This window comes from Nocardioides sp. F233 (genome assembly GCF_057813895.1).
The window spans coordinates 41,359-58,347 of sequence record NZ_JBVASH010000007.1 but is presented as its reverse complement, the minus strand read 5'-3'; the positions used below and the strand labels follow the sequence as shown (position 1 = coordinate 58,347).

The following is a 16,989-nucleotide window of genomic DNA, read 5'->3' as shown; positions in this document are numbered from 1 at the left end:
GGGGCGTGCCGTCGGGCCCGCACTCCGCGGGTCAGGCCAGGGCGAGGAACATGACGTGCAGCCCGGCGACGCTGCCGTCGGGGCGCCGGAATGCCCCCGGGACGGTGCCGATCACCTCGAAGCCGAGGCTGCGCCACAGCGCGACGGCCGCCGTGTTGGTGGCGACCACCGCGTTGAACTGGATGCCGGCGAAACCCCGCTCGCGGTGCCAGGCCACGACGTGCTCGCCGAGCGCCCGGCCCACGCCCGCACCCCGCGCGGTGGTGGACACCATGAAGGACGCGGTGCCGATGTGGCTGCCCTGGGCCGGCCGGTTCGGGCCCATCTTCGCGGTCCCGACCACGACGCCGTCGACCTCGGCGACCGCGACCGCGCCCGGCTGGCCGAGCCAGAAGTCCCGGGCCTCGACGTCGTCGAGCACCGGCATCGCGTAGGTCTCCCCCGCGGTCAGCACCTCGGCGATGATCGCCGCCACCGCCGGCCAGTCGGCGTCGCAGTAAGGGCGGATCGTCGGGGTCACCGGTGGTAGTTGGGCGCCTCGACGGTCATCTCGATGTCGTGCGGGTGGCTCTCCTTGAGCGAGGCCGAGGTGATCCGGATGAACCGGCCCTTGGCCTGCAGCTCGGGGACGGTCTGCGCGCCGACGTAGAACATCGACTGCGACAGGCCACCGAGGAGCTGGTGCGCGACGCCGGCGAGCGGGCCCTTGTAGGCGACCCGGCCCTCGATGCCCTCGGGGACGATCTTGTCGTCGCTGGTGACCTCGGCCTGGAAGTAGCGGTCCTTGGAGTAGGACTTCTTGCCGCGGCTCGACATGGCTCCCAGCGAACCCATGCCGCGGTAGGCCTTGTACTGCTTGCCCTGGTGGAAGACGACCTCGCCGGGCGACTCCTCGCAGCCGGCGAGCATCGAGCCGATCATCACGGACTCGGCGCCGGCCACGATGGCCTTGGCGATGTCGCCGGACTGCTGGAGGCCGCCGTCGGCGATGACGGGTACGCCGGCCGGCCCGGCCGCGAGGGAGGCCTCGTAGACCGCGGTGACCTGCGGAACGCCGCACCCTGTGACCACGCGGGTGGTGCAGATGGAGCCGGGGCCGAAGCCGACCTTGACCGCGTCGGCGCCGGCGTCGACGAACGCCTGGGCGCCCTCGCGGGTGGCGACGTTGCCGCCGATCACCTGGACGTGCTTGGTGGCCGGGTCGGACTTGAGCCGGCGGACCATGTCGAGCAGGAGGGTGACGTGGCCGTGGGCGGTGTCGGCGACGAGGACGTCGACACCGGCCTCGATCAGGCCGGTGGCCCGCTCCCAGGCGTCGCCGAAGTAGCCGATCGCGGCACCGACCATGAGCCGGCCGTCGCCGTCCTTGGACGCGAGCGGGAACTGCTCGGACTTCACGAAGTCCTTGACGGTGATCAGGCCGCCGAGGCGACCGTCGGCGTCGACGAGCGGGAGCCGCTCGCGCTTGTGCTTGCGCAGCAGCGCGGTGGCGTCGTCACGGTTGATGCCGACGGCGCCGGTGACCAGCGGCATCGGGGTCATCACCTCGTCGACCTTCGTGGTGGCCCACTCCGCGACGGGGGTGAACCGCAGGTCGCGGTTGGTGCAGATGCCGAGCAGCCGGTAGTCGGCGTCGACGACGGGGAGGCCGGAGACGCGGTACTCGCCGCAGATCCGGTCGAGCTCCTCGAGCGTCGCGTCGGGGCCGATGGTGACCGGGTTGGAGATGATCCCGGTCTGGGTCCGCTTGACGAGGTCGACCTGGTAGGCCTGCTCCTCGGCGGAGAGGTTGCGGTGGAGGATGCCGATGCCGCCCTGGCGGGCCATCGCGATCGCCATCCGCGACTCGGTCACGGTGTCCATCGCCGCGCTGATCAGCGGCGACCTCAGCGAGATCTCGCGGGTCAACCGCGAGGTGGTGTCGATCTCGTCCGGCACCAGGTCGGAATGACCGGGCAGCAGCAAGACGTCGTCGTAGGTGAGACCGAGTGCAGCGAACTTGTCGGGGACCTCCACTGGACCAGTGTAGGGCGTGAGCCGCATCACGCAGCGCTCGCCCCTTGACGGATCCGGGAGGCTGGGACCGTGGTTTCCGACCTCTCCCCGCACGTCCTCGTCCTCTTCGGCGCGACCGGCGACCTGGCCGCCCGCAAGCTCTTCCCGGGCCTCTACCGGCTGGCCGTCGCGGGCCGCCTGCCCGACCACGTCGAGGTGATCGGCAGCGGTCGCCACTCCCCCGGCAGCGACGACGACTTCCGCCGCCACGTACGCGACGCCCTGGCCGAGTTCGTCGGCGACGTCGACGAGTCCGTGGCCGGTCCGCTGCTCGAGCGGACCAGGTTCGTCGCGTCCTCGGCCGACGACGGTACGGCGCTCGCTCGGGCGGTCGCCGATGCCGAGGACCGGATCCTCGCCCGGTGCGGGTGCCTGCTGGGCGACGTACGCCGCCTGCTCTACCTCTCGGTCCCGCCCGGCGCGGTCAAGGGCATGGTCGGCATGCTCGACCGCGAGGACCTCGTGGACCGCTCGCGACTGGTGGCCGAGAAGCCGTTCGGCACCGACCTCGCCACCGCCCGCGAGCTCCACGACGTGCTCTGCTCGGCGTTCGCCGAGGACCAGGTGTTCCGGATCGACCACTTCCTCGGCAAGGAGGCGGTCCAGAACATCCTCGCGCTGCGCTTCGCCAACGGCCTGTTCGAGCCGGCGTGGAACCGGCACTCGATCGAGTCGGTGCAGATCGACGTACCGGAGAAGCTCACGGTCGAGGGCCGCGGCAGCTTCTACGAGGGCACCGGCTGCCTGCGCGACATGGTGACCACCCACCTCGCCCAGCTGCTCGGCTTCGTGGCACTGGAGGACCCGCACGCGTTCCGCGCCTCGGCCATCCGGGCCGCGAAGGCGGCCACCTTCTCGGCCGTGCGCCCGATCGACCCGGAGCGGGTGATCTTCGGCCAGTACGACGGCTACCGCGCGGAGCCCGACGTGGCTCCCGACTCGCAGGTGGAGACCTTCGTGGCCGCGGAGGTCTGGATCGACAACGACCGGTGGCGCGACGTCCCGTTCTACCTGCGCACCGGCAAGGCCCTGGCCGACGGGCGCCGCACGATCACGGTCCGGTTCCGCGACCCGCGGCACCGGTGGCTCAAGCCCGAGGGCGGCGGGATCCCCGAGCCCAACGAGCTGGTGATCGAGCTGGCGGACCAGCCGCGGATCGCCATCGACGTGCGGGCCAAGCGGCCCGGTCCGGACATGGCGGTCGTGGAGGGCGTGTTCCGCCTCGACCTCGTCGACGACGTACCCGGCGCCGATCCGCTCGAGGCCTACGAGCGGCTGCTGCTCGACGTGATGCGCGGCGACCGCACGCTGTTCATCAGCTCCGAGGAGGTCGACCGGATCTGGGAGATCTTCCAGCCGGTGCTCGACCGTCGTCCGCCCGTGGAGCCGTACGCCGCGGGCACGTGGGGTCCGGCGTCAGCGCTCGACCTGCCGCTCGGCGGGTGGCGCCTCGGCAACCACCCCGCCGACCCGGAGCTGACCCGGCACTAGCGCGGCAGCGGGATCCGCATCAGGTCCTCGCCCACCACGACCCGGCCGCTGAAGCCCTGCTGCGCGCGCTTGCGCCACCGTGCGTCGCTGACGAGCGCGTGGGCCGCGGGGACCAGGTGGCTGAGGACGAGCGTGCCCACGCCGGCCTGCTCGGCGACCGCGCCGACGTCGGCCACGGAGGTGTGCGACTGCTTCAGGTGGTCGAGCGCGGCGGGCGGCAGGTCGCCGAGCGCCTCGAGGTCGATCGCCTCGTGCACGAGGATGTCCGCGCCCCACGCGAGCCGCACGACGTTCGCGGACACCGAGGTGTCGCCCGAGAACACGACGGACCCGTGGTCGGTGTCGAAGCGGTAGGCGTAGCTGGGGAACACGGGGCCGTGCGGCACCAGGACGGCGGTGACGCGCACCCGGTCGTCCTCCGTCACCAGGAACGGGTCCATCGGCGGCGCGGTCTCGCCCAGCGGGTCGGCGGGGACGTCGCTCGGGATCTGCAGCTCGTGGACGTCGATCAGGTCGCGCGGGTCGGGGCTGCCCGAGTCGCGGATGAAGAGGTTCGAGCTGTAGGCGTACGCGGCGATCAGGCGCTCGGTCATGTCGGCGAGACCGGGGGTCGGGTCGTCCGGCGAGACCGTCGGTACGTCGCCGCCCCTGAACGGCGGCCGCAGCGCCCCCGCCGGCCCGGGGCCGTACACGTCCACCCGCTGCGTCAGCGCGTCGTTGTCGTCGGTCACGCCCCAGCCCGCCAGCAGGAACACGTTGTAGTAGTCGGCGACGTGGTCGGCGTGCAGGTGGGTGATGAACACCGAGCCGAGGTCGGCGTACCGCAGCCCGACGTTGTAGTAGTTCGTGACCGAGCTCCGGCCGCAGTCGATCAGGTAGTTGCGGCCCTCGATGTGCAGCGCGCTGGAGATCCCGGCCCGGTCCGGCTCCGGCGGCGGTCCGGCAGAGGTGCCGAGGATGACGAGCTCGGCCGGGCCGAACGGCCTCGTGTGCGTGATCGGCCGCCCCTTCGCGGAGGCACTGGGCGCGAGCGCCGCCGCCCCGATGCCGACGGAGCCCGCCGCTCCTCCGAGCAGCAGGCTCCTGCGGCGCACACCCACTGCCGCGGTCGTCGTCCGGTCGTTCGATTCCTCGGTGGTCTGGGACATGCCAGCCACGTTAATTTTGGTCCGAACGACCTGTCGATGGTCAGTTCGTGGCCATCAGTGGTCCGGGCGCGACCACTCCTCCGACTGGGTGAGCTTGAAGAGGTAGGCCAGTGGCGGTACGACGACCACGACCGCCAGCCCCACTGCGACGAGCAGTCCCTGCAGCGTGGCGGTGGCACCGGCCGCGTCGTGGATGGTGACCTCGTCGACGAGCAGCCAGGGGTACTGGCCCACGCCCCACCCGGACACGACGGCGGCCACGGCGAGGACGGCGGTGATCCGCGCGACGGCGTACCTGCGGGTCCAGAGCAGCACCATCGTCGCCAGCCCGGCCAGGCCGGCGAGGACGACGAGCGGGGCGGCCCGGCCCTCGAGCCCGGCGGCCAGCGTCGGGGCGTCGTGGTCGATCGGGACGAGCGCGGCGAACACGATCGCGCCGGTCACCGCGCCGACGCCGAGGGCACGGATGCGCAGCTCGTCGGCCAGCCGGTCGTGACCACTGCGCCGCGCGTCGGCGACGAGGAAGGCGCCGGCGAGGAAGGCGCAGGTGCCGACGGCGATCGCGCCACCGAACAGCGAGGTCGGGTTGAGCCACGAGGACCAGCGGTCGCCGGAGCCGTCGAGCGGCACCCGGCCCGAGGCGATGCCGCCGGCGACGGTGCCGAGGAAGAACGGCGTGATGATCGACGAGGTCGCGAACACGATGCCGAACAGGCGGGCCTGGGCCAGCGTGGCGGCGTACTTGCGGAACGCGAAGCTGGCACCGCGCAGCACGATGCCGAGCAGTGCCAGCAGCAGCGGCAGCACCAGGGTCGACATCGCGGCGGCGAAGGACTCGGGGAAGCCGGTCCACCAGATCACCAGGACGTAGATCAGCCAGACGTGGTTGGCCTCCCAGACCGGGCCGATGCTGTGGTCGACGAGGGTGCGCAGCTCGGCACCCCGCTTGCTGCTGCCGGCGGTGAGGTCGAAGAAGCCGGAGCCGAAGTCGGCGCCGCCGAGCACGGCGTACGCGATGACGCCGACGAAGAGGGCGGCCGCGACGGCCAGCTCGAGGCTCATGCGTCGACCTCCGGAGTGGCGGCGACCTCGGGGGCGTACGGGCTGGGCAGGTCGGCGTCGCCCGCACGCCAGCGGCGGGCCATCGAGCGCAGGACGACGACCGCGCCGATCGTCATCGCGGTGTAGACGACGGTGCTGATGCCGAGCAGCCACCACAGACTGGCGGTGTAGTCGCCGACGGCGTCGGTGGTGCGCAGGACGTCGTACACGATCCAGGGCTGGCGGCCGACCTCGGTCGCGATCCAGCCGGCCTCGAGCGCGATCACCGCGAGGGGCCCGGCCGCGGCGGCGAAGCGCAGGAACCAGCGCTTCTCGAGCAGGTCGCGCCCTCGTCGGCGCTGGAACCAGAACAGGACGACGGCCGCCGCGAGCAGGGTGCCGATGCCGACCATGGTCTGGAAGGCCAGGTGGGTCATGTTGACCGGCGGGTGGTCCTCCTCGGGGATCGTGTCGAGCCCCGGGACCGGCTTGTCGGGCGAGTTCATCGCGATCAGCGAGCCGAGGTAGGGGATGTCGATCGAGCCCTTGACCTCGCCGTCGACCAGGATCCCGCCGAGCCGCAGCGGCGACGGGCTCTCCGTGGTCTCGGCAAGCTCGAACGCCGCCAGCTTGGCGGGCTGCCGCTCGTCGAGGCCGAAGCCGAGCACGTGCCCGACGAACGGCTGGGTCACGGCGGCGATCGACGCGAACACGAACGGGACCAGGAAGCCGAGCCGGTGGTGGGCGTCACGGCGGCCGCGGAGCATGCCGACGGCGTACACGCCCGCGACCGAGAAGCCGGTCAGCATGTAGGCGCCGACCCACATGTGGGCGAACTGGAGGAAGGCGTGCTGGTTGAACAGCACCTTCCACGGCTCGACGTCGGTGACCTGGCCGTCGACGATCCGGAAGCCGGTGGGCACGTTCATCCAGGCGTTGACGGCGAGCACGCAGTAGGCGCCGATGATGCCGGTGATCGCCATCGGCAGGACCATCATCACGTGCCGCTTGGCGGGTATCCGGCCCCAGCCGTAGAGGTAGATGCCGAGGAAGATCGCCTCGAGGAAGAACGCCAGGCCCTCGAACGCGAACGGCAGGCCGAGCACGTCGCCGTACGCCCCCATCAGGCCGGGCCACAGCAGGCCCATCTCGAAGCTGAGCACGGTGCCGGAGACGGCGCCGATCGCGAAGAGGACCGCGGACACCTTGGCCCAGCGCTTGGCGAGACCGAGCGCCACCGGGTCGTTGCGACGGATGCCCCGCAGGTGCATCACGAAGATCATCGCGGGGAACGCGACGCCGAAGCACGCGAGCACGATGTGCCAGCCCAGCGAGAGGGCCATCTGCTCGCGGGCGGGAAGCAGGCCGGGCGGCTCCGCCTCGGCGGCGAGGCGGGTGAGGGCGGTGACGACGTGGGGGGTCAGCACTCCTCGACCGTACTGCTTGTGAATGCGTTCACAAAGCCTGCGGAGGTGTCACGTGCGCCACAGGCCGGGGGCATCGCGGGGACCGTCCGTGTGCACGAAGAGCACCGGGCCTCGGCCCAGCCTGCCGCTGCCGAGCAGGTCGATCGTCCCGGCCATCGCCTTGCCCGTGTAGACCGGGTCGAGGTCGATCCCCTCGGTGTCATGTGCCCGCCGGCGGGTCTGCTCGGCCGCCGCGAGCGGGTGGCCGTAGCCGGTCCCGAGCCACTCCACGGACGCGTCGATGTCTGCCGCCGCGATCGGAGCGACCTCGAGCCGGGCCCCGCGCTCGCGGAGCACGGCGGCCGCCCGGCCGGACATGCGGGCGAGGGTCGCGGGGTCGAGCCGGAGGGTGTCGTTGACGACGACGCCGACCACCCGGGCGCGCAGGCCGGCCAGGCGCAGGCCGAGCGCGAGACCCGCGACCGTGCCTCCGCTGCCGACCGCGCACACGACGTGAGCCGGCTCGGGGAGGTCGCCACGGCGTACCTGGTCGGCGATCTCGAGGGCCGCCTCGACGTACCCGAGCACGCCCAACGGCGAGGACCCGCCGGCGGGCAGGACGTACGGCGGCCGCCCACCGCGGCTGTGGCGCGCGAGCAGCCACGGGAAGCAGGCGATCGTGCGCGCCTTCGAGTGCGTGAGGTGGAGCGTGGCGCCCGAGGCACGCAGCCGCACCAGCTGGTCCCGGACGTGATCGTCGACCGGCTGGTCGATCAGCGCGAGCGCCGTACGCAGGCCCTGCTCGCGCCCGTAGAGGGCGGTGGCCAGGCCCCAGTTGGTGCCGAGTCCGCCCACACTGAGGATCGAGTCCCGACCGCGTCGGCGGACGTCGGGCAGCAGCCACTCGAGCTTGCGGACCTTGTTGCCGCCCCACCCGCCGTCGCCGTAGGCGCCCTCGTCCTTGAGCCACAGCTCGGTGCCGGCGGGCGCGAGGTGCTCGAGCCGCCGTACGGGTGTCGGTGCGGTGCCGAGGCGCCGGAACGGGAGGGTCTCGGTCAGCTCGGGACAGCGCTCGTGCAGGAAGGGCGGCCTCAACGGCGCAGGTCGGCCAGCGCGATCCGCACGGTGAGCGACTCCCCCGCCATCCGGATCCGGCCGCGCATGCCGGCGGCGAGCACCATCGGGAGCACCGCCTTGGTGTCCGACGGCGCGGTCAGCACGATCTCCTCCGCGCCCGCCGAGCGCGCGGCCCGGGCGATGTCGGCGAGCAGCCGGGTGCCGACGCCGCGGCGGTGCCAGGCCGGGTCGACCCAGAGGTCCACCGGCCACGGCTCGTCGCCCTCGGTCGGCGTGAACTCGGCACGGCCGGTGACCTTGCCTCCCGCCAGCGCCGACACGACGGCGCCGTTCGTGACGAAGTCGGGATCCCCCGCCGCCGGCTGGTGCGGCGCCGGCGGGACCTGCGCGGCGAGCACTTCCCCCACCAGCTCGGCCAGCGCCGCGGCGCGGGCCCGCTCGATGGAGGTGAAGGGGGTGTCGCGGCGTACCTGGATCGTCGTGGAGGCGCCGATCGTCATCTCCAGGACGTCCTCCGACCCGTTGCTGGGCGCGACGTCGGCGTCGAAGAGGTGCGCCGCCACCTCGGGGAAGGTCGCCGGCTGCGAGAGGATCGCGCGCACCGCCTGCACGTAGCGGGTCGGCTGGTCCTCGAGCGCCGCGGTCGTCACGGGTACGGCGCTCACCGCCTCACCGCCGGCCGCGGTCACCAGCTCGTGGAGCTGTGCCGGCGTCCAGTCCTGCGGCACCTGCAGCACCAGCTCGTCGGTGACCGAGGTCCCCTCGGGAAAGACCTGGACGGTCTGGATGTTCACCCCGGCCCGACCGCAGGCAGCCGCCAGCTCCGCCAGGGCTCCGGGCCGGTCGGGCAGTCCGGCTCGCACGCGCCACAACATGTCCTCACCATGCCAGACATCCATGTCCCGGGGCGATCACGAATGTTTCGGGCGAGCACCCCCGACCACCGACCCGGCACGAACTGGCCTGCAGGCATCGCCGACCCGGCAGAAAGTGGCCTCGAAATCTCCCCGACCCGGCAGAAAGTGGCCTCGAAATCTCCCCGACCCGGCAGAAAGTGGCCTCGTTCTTGCGTCGACCCGGCAGAAAGTGGCCACACCGGCCGGCACCTCGCGCCGGGTCGGCCCGATCTCGGAGCACTTTTGTGCCGGGTCGGCGGAAGAAAGGAGCCAGTTTGTGCCGGGTCGGCCCGATCTCAGAGCACTTTCGGGCCGGGTCAGGTGGCGGGGAAGGTGAGCAGGCGGAGCATCTCGTCGAGGTGGTACGACGTCGTGGCGGGCCCGATCGAGCCGCTCCTGCGGGCCAGCTGCAGGTCGGCGGTCACCCGGAGCCCGGGGCGCTGCGCCTGCGCGGTGTCGGCGAGGAAGACGAGCCGGCGGCCGCCGTACTCCGACCTGCTGGTCCCCACCGGTTCGGCGCCGCCGAGGGTGGCCGTCCAGGCCTCGCTGGTCACCTCGTAGGCGGCGGACAGGTCACCCTCGACCCAGTGCGGCTCCCGCACCGTGGTGTCGAGGTCGACCACCACGAACGACCGGCCGTCGGGCGCCCAGCCCCGGCCGACGACGTACGGCGTCACGACGGCGAGACTGGTGTGGCAGGAGGCCGTGGGGTCCAGGCCGCGGTCGACACGCTCGGTGCCGGCCTCGCAGTAGGGACCGTCGAGCCAGCCCACGTCGCCGTAGGTCTGGCCCGTGCCCGGTTGGACGGCGAGCTGGCGCAGCTCGCGGGCCCGTCCCTCGTCGAGGGTGTGGCCGGCGATCGACAGGGTCTGCACGAGGCCGTCGTAGCCCACCTCGACCGCGGGCTCCGCGCCGGCGGGGACCGCGACGATGACCCGGCCGCTGAGCTCGGGCGTCGGCAGCCCGGTCCGCTGATCGCCGGCGGTGACGGCCAGCTCGACGAGCCCGGTGTCCCAGCTGTCCATGTAGTCCTGGTTGGTGCGGGTGTCGAGGATCCCCTTGACCTCCTGGGGGTACGCCGCCACGAACTCCAGCTCCCAGGCGACCTCGACGAGGGTGCTGCCGGGGCCGGCGGCGAGATCGTCGACGTCGAGGTCGGGGGTGTCGTCGTCGTAGCGCTCGCCGACCTCGGAGACAGCGAGGTCGAGGATGCCTGCCGGCGTGTGGACCGGCACCCCGTCGAGGTCGAGAGCGCTGCCGACCGGGCGGACGTCACCGCTCTCCAGCACCTCGGCGCGGTCGACGTCGTCGGGCCCGGACGAGCATCCGGTCAGGACGGCGGCGGTGATGCCGGCCAGCAGGGGGACGAGGAGGGGGCGCACGCCGCCCAGCCTCCCCCGTCGTGGTGGCGGAAAACGCAGCAGCCCGCCGCACCCGGAGGTGCGGCGGGCCGACACGTTCGAGCGAGGCTCAGTGGCCGTGACCGTGCCCGTGGCCGTGACCGGCCGCTTCGGGCTCCTCGTCCTCAGGCTTGTCGACGACCAGCACCTCGGTCGTCAGCAGCATGCCCGCGACGGAGACCGCGTTGGCCAGAGCCGAACGGGTCACCTTGACCGGGTCGATGACACCCTGCGCCAGGAGGTCGCCGTACTCGCCGGTGGCGGCGTTGTAGCCGTTGCCGACGCCGAGCTCGCGGACCTTGTTGATGATGACGTAGCCGTTCTCGCCGCCGTTCTCGGCGATCCAGCGCAGCGGCTCGTCGGCGGCCTTGCGGACGATCCGGACGCCGAACGCCTCGTCGCCGGTCAGGCCGAGGTCGTCGTCGAGCACCGACACGGCGTGGATCAGCGCGGAGCCACCACCGGGGACGATGCCCTCCTCGATCGCGGCGCGCGTCGCGGAGACGGCGTCCTCGATCCGGTGCTTCTTCTCCTTGAGCTCGACCTCGGTGTGGGCACCGACCTTGATCACCACGACGCCGCCGGCGAGCTTGGCCAGCCGCTCCTGGAGCTTCTCGGTGTCCCAGTCGGAGTCGGACGCCTCGATCTCCTTCTTGATCTGCTCGATGCGACCGTTGACCTCGGCGGCGTCACCGGCGCCGTCGATGATCGTGGTGTTGTCCTTGGTGACCACGACGCGGCGGGCCTGGCCCAGCACGTCGAGACCGACCTGGTCGAGCTTGAGGCCGACCTCGGGCGAGATGACCTGACCGCCGGTGAGGACCGCGATGTCCTGCAGCATGGCCTTGCGGCGGTCACCGAAGGCCGGGGCCTTCACGGCGACGGCGTTGAAGGTGCCGCGGATCTTGTTGACGACCAGCGTCGACAGCGCCTCGCCCTCGACGTCCTCGGAGAGGATGAAGAGCGGCTTGCCGGCCTGGATGACCTTCTCCAGCAGCGGCAGCAGGTCGGCGATCGCGCTGATCTTGCCCTGGTGGATGAGGATGTACGGGTCGTCGAGGACCGCCTCCTGGCGCTCCGCGTCGGTGACGAAGTACGCCGAGATGTAGCCCTTGTCGAACTGCATGCCCTCGGTGAACTCGAGCTCGGTCGAGGGGGTGTTGGACTCCTCGACGGTGATGACACCGTCCTTGCCGACCTTGCCGAACGCCTCGGCGAGCAGGTCGCCGATGTGGCTGTCGCGCGAGGAGACAGTCGCCACGGAGGCGATGTCCTTCTCGTCGTCGACGTCGCGGGCGGCGCTGCGCAGGGCGTCGCCCACGGCGGCGGCGGCGGCGTCCATGCCGCGCTTGAGACCCATCGGGTTCACGCCTGCCGCGACGGCGCGCAGGCCCTCGTGGACCAGCGCCTGGGCGAGGACGGTGGCGGTCGTCGTACCGTCACCGGCAACGTCGTTGGTCTTGGTCGCGACCTCCTTGGTGAGCTGGGCACCGAGGTTCTCGAACGGGTCGTCCAGCTCGACCTCACGTGCGACGGTCACGCCGTCGTTGGTGATGGTCGGGGCGCCCCACTTCTTGTCGAGCACGACGTAGCGGCCCTTCGGGCCGAGGGTCACCTTGACCGTGTTGGCGAGGGCGTCGACGCCCCGCTCGAGCGCGCGCCGGGCGTGCTCGTCGAACTCCAGGATCTTGGGCACTACTTCACTCCTTGGGTGGAAAGCCGAACGCCCGGGACGTCACGCACGGATGCGGACGTCCCGGGCGGTACGAGACTCAGCTCAGGCGATGACCGCGAGGACGTCGCGGGCCGAGAGGATGAGGTACTCGGCGCCGGCGTACTTGACCTCGGTGCCGCCGTACTTGCTGTAGATGACCTTGTCGCCCACAGCGACGTCGAGCGGGACGCGGTTGCCGTTGTCGTCGATGCGGCCGGGGCCGATGGCCAGGACCTCGCCCTCCTGGGGCTTCTCCTTGGCCGTGTCGGGGATGACCAGACCCGAGGCGGTGGTCTGCTCGGCCTCGAGGGGCTTGACGACGATCCGGTCCTCGAGCGGCTTGATGTTGACCGACACGATGTCGACCTCCACTTTCTAAGACTGTCTGGGTGTGTCCTGCAGGTGACCTGCGCTGGCACACTCGCGGCGAGAGTGCCAGAAACGAAACTAGCACTCTCCGCAAGGGAGTGCCAGAGGCCCCCTGCGGCAAGTGCTGGCGAGGACCTACCAAAGTCGGTTGACCAGGGCCCCCTGCCCGCCGATAGCGTTCCTGACATGTTCGGTGCCCTCGGCCGTCTCGTGTCCCGTCGTCCCTGGTACGTCATCGCCGCGTGGTTGGTCGCGACGGTCCTCGTCGTGATGTTCCACCCCAAGGTGGAGGCGACCACGGACCAGGCGGACTTCCTCCCCGACTCCTACGACTCGATCAAGGCCGCCACGTTGATGGCCGACGCCTTCCCCGACCAGACCGACTCCGGCGCGACGGTGGTCTTCGACCGCACCGACGGTGCGAAGCTCGCCGCGGCCGACGTCACGAAGATCGGCGAGATCATGCAGGGCCTCGAGCTGCCGAAGGTATTCACCTCGGCCGGTGAGCCGCTGGTGTCGCCCACGAGCGAGGTCGCGATCTCCAACCTGGCGCTCGCCGAGGGCGTGACCGGCCAGGACCCGAAGGAGCTCGACCAGGTCAAGGACCTGCGCGACGAGCTGAAGAAGGCCACCGACGGCACCGGCCTGCGAGCGCAGACCACCGGCTCCCTGCCGCAGAGCTACGACCAGGTGGAGTCCAGCGGCAACGCCGAGGCGATCGTCGGGCTCGCGACCGTGGTCCTCATCGTGCTGCTGCTCAGCATCATCTTCCGCAGCGTGCTGATCACCCTGCTGCCCCTGGTGGCCGTGATCGCGTTCATGACCCCGATGGCCAACGGCCTCATCGACATCGCCGCCAAGGTGTTCGGCCTCCAGAAGGACCCGTCGACGACGGTCATCCTGATCGTGGTGCTGTTCGGCGTCGGCACCGACTACGTGCTGTTCTTCGTCTTCCGCTACCGCGAGCGTCTCCGCGAGGGCGAGGAGCACCGCGCAGCCGTCGCCCACGCGATCGAGCGGGCCGGCGAGGCGATCGCCTCCGCAGGCGGCGCCGTGGTGGCGGCGTTCATGGCCCTGCTCCTCTCGACGCTCGGCATGTTCCGCTCGATCGGACCGTCGCTCGCGATCGCGGTCGCCGTGTCCGTCGTCGCGGCTCTCACCCTGATCCCGGCCTTCGCCACCGTCGTCGGGCGCGCGTTCTTCTGGCCGTCGAAGAAGTGGCGGATCGCGTCCAAGGGCGCCCGGTTCGAGAAGATCGGCAACGCGGTCGGTCGCAACCCCGTCCGCTTCGCCCTGGCCTCCGGCGGCGCCCTGCTGGTCCTCGCGATCTTCGCGCTCAGCTTCACCCCGACCTTCGACATCGGCTCGTCCAGCTCGGCGAAGAACATCGAGTCCGCCAAGGCCTCCGAGACCCTCGAGAAGGGTGGCTTCTCCGCCGGTGCGACGCAGCCGGCTCCGGTCGTGCTCCACTCCGACGCCGCGCTCGACCCTGCGACCTTCCCGGCGTTCAAGGAGGCGCTGGCCAAGGCCGAGGGCGTCAGCGACGTCGCGGACCCGATCCCGGCGCCCGACGGCAAGACCGCGATCTTCATGACCACGCTCGAGCACGACCCGTCCTCCGACGACGCGCTGACGGACGTGCGGGAGGGCCTGCGCCCGGCCGCGGAGAAGGCGGCCCCGGCCGGCACGTCGACGTACGTCGGCGGTCTGACCGCCATCTTCGTCGACTTCCAGGCCGCGATGAACCGCGACTACAAGGTGGTCTTCCCGGTCGCGGCGGTGATCATCCTGGTCATCCTCGCGCTGTTGCTCCGCTCGCTCGTCGCGCCGTGGTACCTCATGGTCTCGGTCGGCCTCGGCTTCGCGGCGACCCTCGGCGCGACGACGATCGTGTTCCAGTTCATCGGCGGCGCGGACGGCCTGATCTTCATCCTGCCGATCTACATCTACCTGTTCGTGGTCGCACTCGGCACCGACTACAACATCTTGATGGTGGCCCGGTTGCGCGAGGAGGCCCGCGAGGGCCTGACGCCACGCGAGGCAGCAGCGAAGGCGATCCACCACGGTGGTCCGACGATCGCGGCGGCCGGCCTGATCCTCGCCGGCACCTTCGCCTCGCTGATGCTGGCCGGCAACTCGTTCATGACGTCGATGGGCTTCGCGATCGCGTTCGGCATCTGCGTGGCCGCCTTCGTGATGGCGATGTTCTTCACGCCGGCTCTCACCGCGCTCATCGGGCACGCCGCGTGGTGGCCCGGGCACGGCGACGAGAAGCGGGACGAGGAGCCGGAGAAGGAGCTCGTCTCCGCGACCTGACAGGATCGGGGGGTGGATCTCGACGACTTCCGGTGGCTGCTGACCGACGAGGGGCAGGCGCTGCTCGCCGAGGCCACCACCCTGGTCGCCGACGGCGCCGCTGCCCTGGCGGCCGGCTCCGCGCTGCGTCGTACGACGACGCCGGAGCGGGCCGCGACGGCACTGACCCAGGTGGAGCTGCGCGGACGTGCGGTCGCGAAGTTCGGTGACCTGGCGGCGCGGATGTACTTCACGCCCGACGCCCTGGAGCAGGCGACCCGGCTGCGGGTCGCACGGCACCGGGCCGGGCGGGCATCGGCGTTCGGGGCACAGACCCTGGTGGACCTGGGCTGCGGGATCGGCGGCGACCTGATCGCCGCGGCGTCGGCGGGGATCGTGTGCGCGGGGGTCGACCTGGACCCGGTGCGGGTGGCGGTCGCGGAGGCCAACCTGGCCGCGCTCGGGCTGCCCGGGGCGGTCCAGGTCGTCGACGCCACGACCGTCGACCACAGCGGCTTCGACCTCGCCTTCGCCGACCCGGCGCGGCGCTCAGGAGCGGGACGCAGCTTCCGGGTCGAGGACTGGACCCCGCCGTGGACCTGGGTGGAGGGACTGCTGCGCCGCGACGCCTGCGTCAAGGTCGCCCCCGGCATCCCGCACGCGCTGGTGCCCGAGGGCGTCGAGGCGGAGTGGGTCAGCGACGACGGCGAGGTCAAGGAGGCCGCGCTGTGGGCCGGCCGTACGGCGACCGTCGCTCGCCGCGCGACCGTGATCGGCGCGGGCGGCCTGGCGACGATCACCGACGAGGAGGACCCGGGCCCGGGCACCGTCGGGGTGCGCGCGGTCGGTGGCTACCTCTACGAGCCCGACGGCGCGGTGATCCGGGCGGGCCTGGTCACGGCCGTGGCGGCCGGCGTCGACGGTGGCCTGGTCGACCCGATGATCGCCTACGTGACGGCCGACCAGCCGTTCCGTACGCCGTTCGCCCGCAGCTACCGGGTCCTCGAGACGCTGCCCTACCGGGAGAAGCAGCTCAAGGCGGCGTTGCGCGAGCGTGGCATCGGCCGGCTGACCATCAAGAAGCGCGGCGTCGACGTCTCCCCCGAGGCGCTGCGCAAGCGGCTGGCCCTGAGCGGCGACGGCGAGGCGACCATCGTGCTGACCCGTGTCTCCGGTGAGGGGACCGCGCTGCTCGTCGAGCCGTTCTGACGACGCTCAGGCCGCCGGCAGGTCCATGGTCCGCCGGCCCCGGGCGACCACGGCCCGCTCGCTGCGGATGACCAGCCGGTGCAGGTCGCGGTTGTCGCCGAGCCGCACCCGGTCCGGTACGACGTGCCGCGAGCCCCGCACCCCGGCGGTCACGGCGCGCCACGCGAGCGCGTGGGCGGGCGTCCAGCGCAGGCCGTAGAGGTCGCGCACCGGCGGCGGCAGCATCCCCTGCACGACGAGGTTGGTGGCCTTGATGCCGGGCGTCATCGGCCACGGCACCGGCATGTCGCGGGCGATCGCGAGGCCGACCACCCGGGCCTCGTCGGTCAGGTGCATCCGGCCGGAGGCGTACCAGTCGCGCATCCACTGCTCGAACGCCGCCGCGGTGGGTGGCGCCACCGACCGGGGCATCCCGAACAGTTCTCCGAAGCGGACCCAGTCAGCCCACAGGTCGTCCTTCTCCCCCGGTGTCAGCGGCCGCACCAGCGTCTCGAAGGCGACCCGCGAGGAGTCCGCGAGCATCGCCATGGTCCAGAGCATCAGCTCCGGGTCGAAGGCGTCGTACGGCGTCCCTCGGGCGAACTCCCCCTCGTCGCGGTCCAGCTCGCCCCGGACGCGCTGGTGCAGTCCGTGCACCGCGGCCAGGAGCCGGTCGGCCTCGGCCCGGGGCGCGAAGAAGACGGTCTCGAAGGCGAGCGCGGTGCGGGCGAGCCGCTCGAACGGGCGTTGCTTGGCGAGGGTGGTCTGGGAGGTGCCGACGTACGGCACCGGGTGGGTGGCGCCGATGATCAGCGCCCGCTGGCCGTAGGTCTGCCCGACCGCTCGGTGGGACTGGACGTGGCGGAGCATCGAGCCCTCGGGGAAGTAGCCCGCCTCCGGCGCCACCGG

At 71.9% G+C, this 16,989-nt stretch carries 14 protein-coding genes; 3 read left to right on the top strand and 11 right to left on the bottom strand.

The annotated features are described in order from the left end of the window. Positions 1-31: 31 nt before the first annotated feature. Together ACZYRU_RS22990 and guaB are read right to left on the bottom strand one after the other, a co-directional pair. Entirely contained in the window at positions 32-520 is a 489-nt protein-coding gene (locus ACZYRU_RS22990) for a GNAT family N-acetyltransferase (RefSeq protein WP_488959426.1), read from the bottom strand. Then, positions 517-2,043, bottom strand: coding sequence for an IMP dehydrogenase (gene guaB, locus ACZYRU_RS22985; RefSeq protein WP_488959425.1), 1,527 nt, complete (start codon positions 2,041-2,043; stop codon positions 517-519). Before guaB ends, ACZYRU_RS22990 begins: the two co-directional genes overlap by 4 nt. 42 nt (positions 2,044-2,085) lie before the next feature. Between guaB and zwf the strand changes: the two genes are divergently transcribed. After that, on the top strand, positions 2,086-3,546 hold the full coding sequence (gene zwf, locus ACZYRU_RS22980) for a glucose-6-phosphate dehydrogenase (RefSeq protein ID WP_488959424.1): 1,461 nt from the start codon (positions 2,086-2,088) through the stop codon (positions 3,544-3,546). Here zwf and ACZYRU_RS22975 read toward each other — a convergent pair. The 8 genes from ACZYRU_RS22975 to groES all read right to left on the bottom strand — a co-directional run bounded on the left by ACZYRU_RS22975 (position 3,543) and on the right by groES (position 12,585). Continuing rightward, complete coding sequence (locus tag ACZYRU_RS22975; protein WP_488959423.1) at positions 3,543-4,694, bottom strand: MBL fold metallo-hydrolase; 1,152 nt, start codon at positions 4,692-4,694, stop codon at positions 3,543-3,545. The two genes, zwf and ACZYRU_RS22975, sit on opposite strands and share 4 nt — an antisense overlap. A 54-nt stretch (positions 4,695-4,748) precedes the next feature. Then, complete coding sequence (locus ACZYRU_RS22970; RefSeq protein ID WP_488959422.1) at positions 4,749-5,756, bottom strand: cytochrome d ubiquinol oxidase subunit II; 1,008 nt, start codon at positions 5,754-5,756, stop codon at positions 4,749-4,751. Beyond that, positions 5,753-7,162 carry a cytochrome ubiquinol oxidase subunit I gene (locus ACZYRU_RS22965; protein WP_488959421.1) on the bottom strand — a complete coding sequence of 470 codons (1,410 nt, stop codon included), beginning with the start codon at positions 7,160-7,162 and terminating at the stop codon, positions 5,753-5,755. The genes ACZYRU_RS22970 and ACZYRU_RS22965 overlap by 4 nt, the downstream gene beginning before the upstream one ends. A gap of 48 nt (positions 7,163-7,210) precedes the next feature. Beyond that, positions 7,211-8,236 (bottom strand): 1-aminocyclopropane-1-carboxylate deaminase/D-cysteine desulfhydrase, encoded by a 1,026-nt coding sequence (locus tag ACZYRU_RS22960; protein ID WP_488959420.1) that lies wholly within the window; start codon positions 8,234-8,236, stop codon positions 7,211-7,213. After that, positions 8,233-9,081, bottom strand: a complete 849-nt coding sequence (locus ACZYRU_RS22955) for a GNAT family N-acetyltransferase (protein WP_488959419.1) — start codon at positions 9,079-9,081, stop codon at positions 8,233-8,235. The genes ACZYRU_RS22960 and ACZYRU_RS22955 overlap by 4 nt, the downstream gene beginning before the upstream one ends. A 350-nt stretch (positions 9,082-9,431) precedes the next feature. Next, entirely contained in the window at positions 9,432-10,496 is a 1,065-nt protein-coding gene (locus ACZYRU_RS22950; RefSeq protein ID WP_488959418.1) for a hypothetical protein, read from the bottom strand. A gap of 88 nt (positions 10,497-10,584) precedes the next feature. Then, the gene (gene groL / locus ACZYRU_RS22945; RefSeq protein ID WP_488959417.1) at positions 10,585-12,210 is read right to left on the bottom strand and encodes a chaperonin GroEL; all 1,626 of its coding nucleotides are present in this window, start codon (positions 12,208-12,210) and stop codon (positions 10,585-10,587) included. Positions 12,211-12,291: 81 nt separating this feature from the next. Beyond that, a complete protein-coding gene (gene groES, locus ACZYRU_RS22940; protein WP_141801214.1) occupies positions 12,292-12,585 on the bottom strand; it encodes a co-chaperone GroES in 294 nt (97 codons plus the stop codon). A 198-nt stretch (positions 12,586-12,783) separates the two neighbouring features. Here groES and ACZYRU_RS22935 point away from each other — a divergent pair, with 198 nt between their 5' ends. Continuing rightward, complete coding sequence (locus ACZYRU_RS22935; protein WP_488959416.1) at positions 12,784-14,913, top strand: MMPL family transporter; 2,130 nt, start codon at positions 12,784-12,786, stop codon at positions 14,911-14,913. 12 nt (positions 14,914-14,925) lie between these two features. Further along, positions 14,926-16,101 carry a class I SAM-dependent methyltransferase gene (locus tag ACZYRU_RS22930; protein WP_488959415.1) on the top strand — a complete coding sequence of 392 codons (1,176 nt, stop codon included), beginning with the start codon at positions 14,926-14,928 and terminating at the stop codon, positions 16,099-16,101. A gap of 6 nt (positions 16,102-16,107) precedes the next feature. On the opposite strand, the gene ACZYRU_RS22925 is transcribed toward ACZYRU_RS22930, so the two are convergent. Continuing rightward, a complete protein-coding gene (locus tag ACZYRU_RS22925; RefSeq protein WP_488959414.1) occupies positions 16,108-16,986 on the bottom strand; it encodes an oxygenase MpaB family protein in 879 nt (292 codons plus the stop codon). Positions 16,987-16,989: the final 3 nt, after the last annotated feature.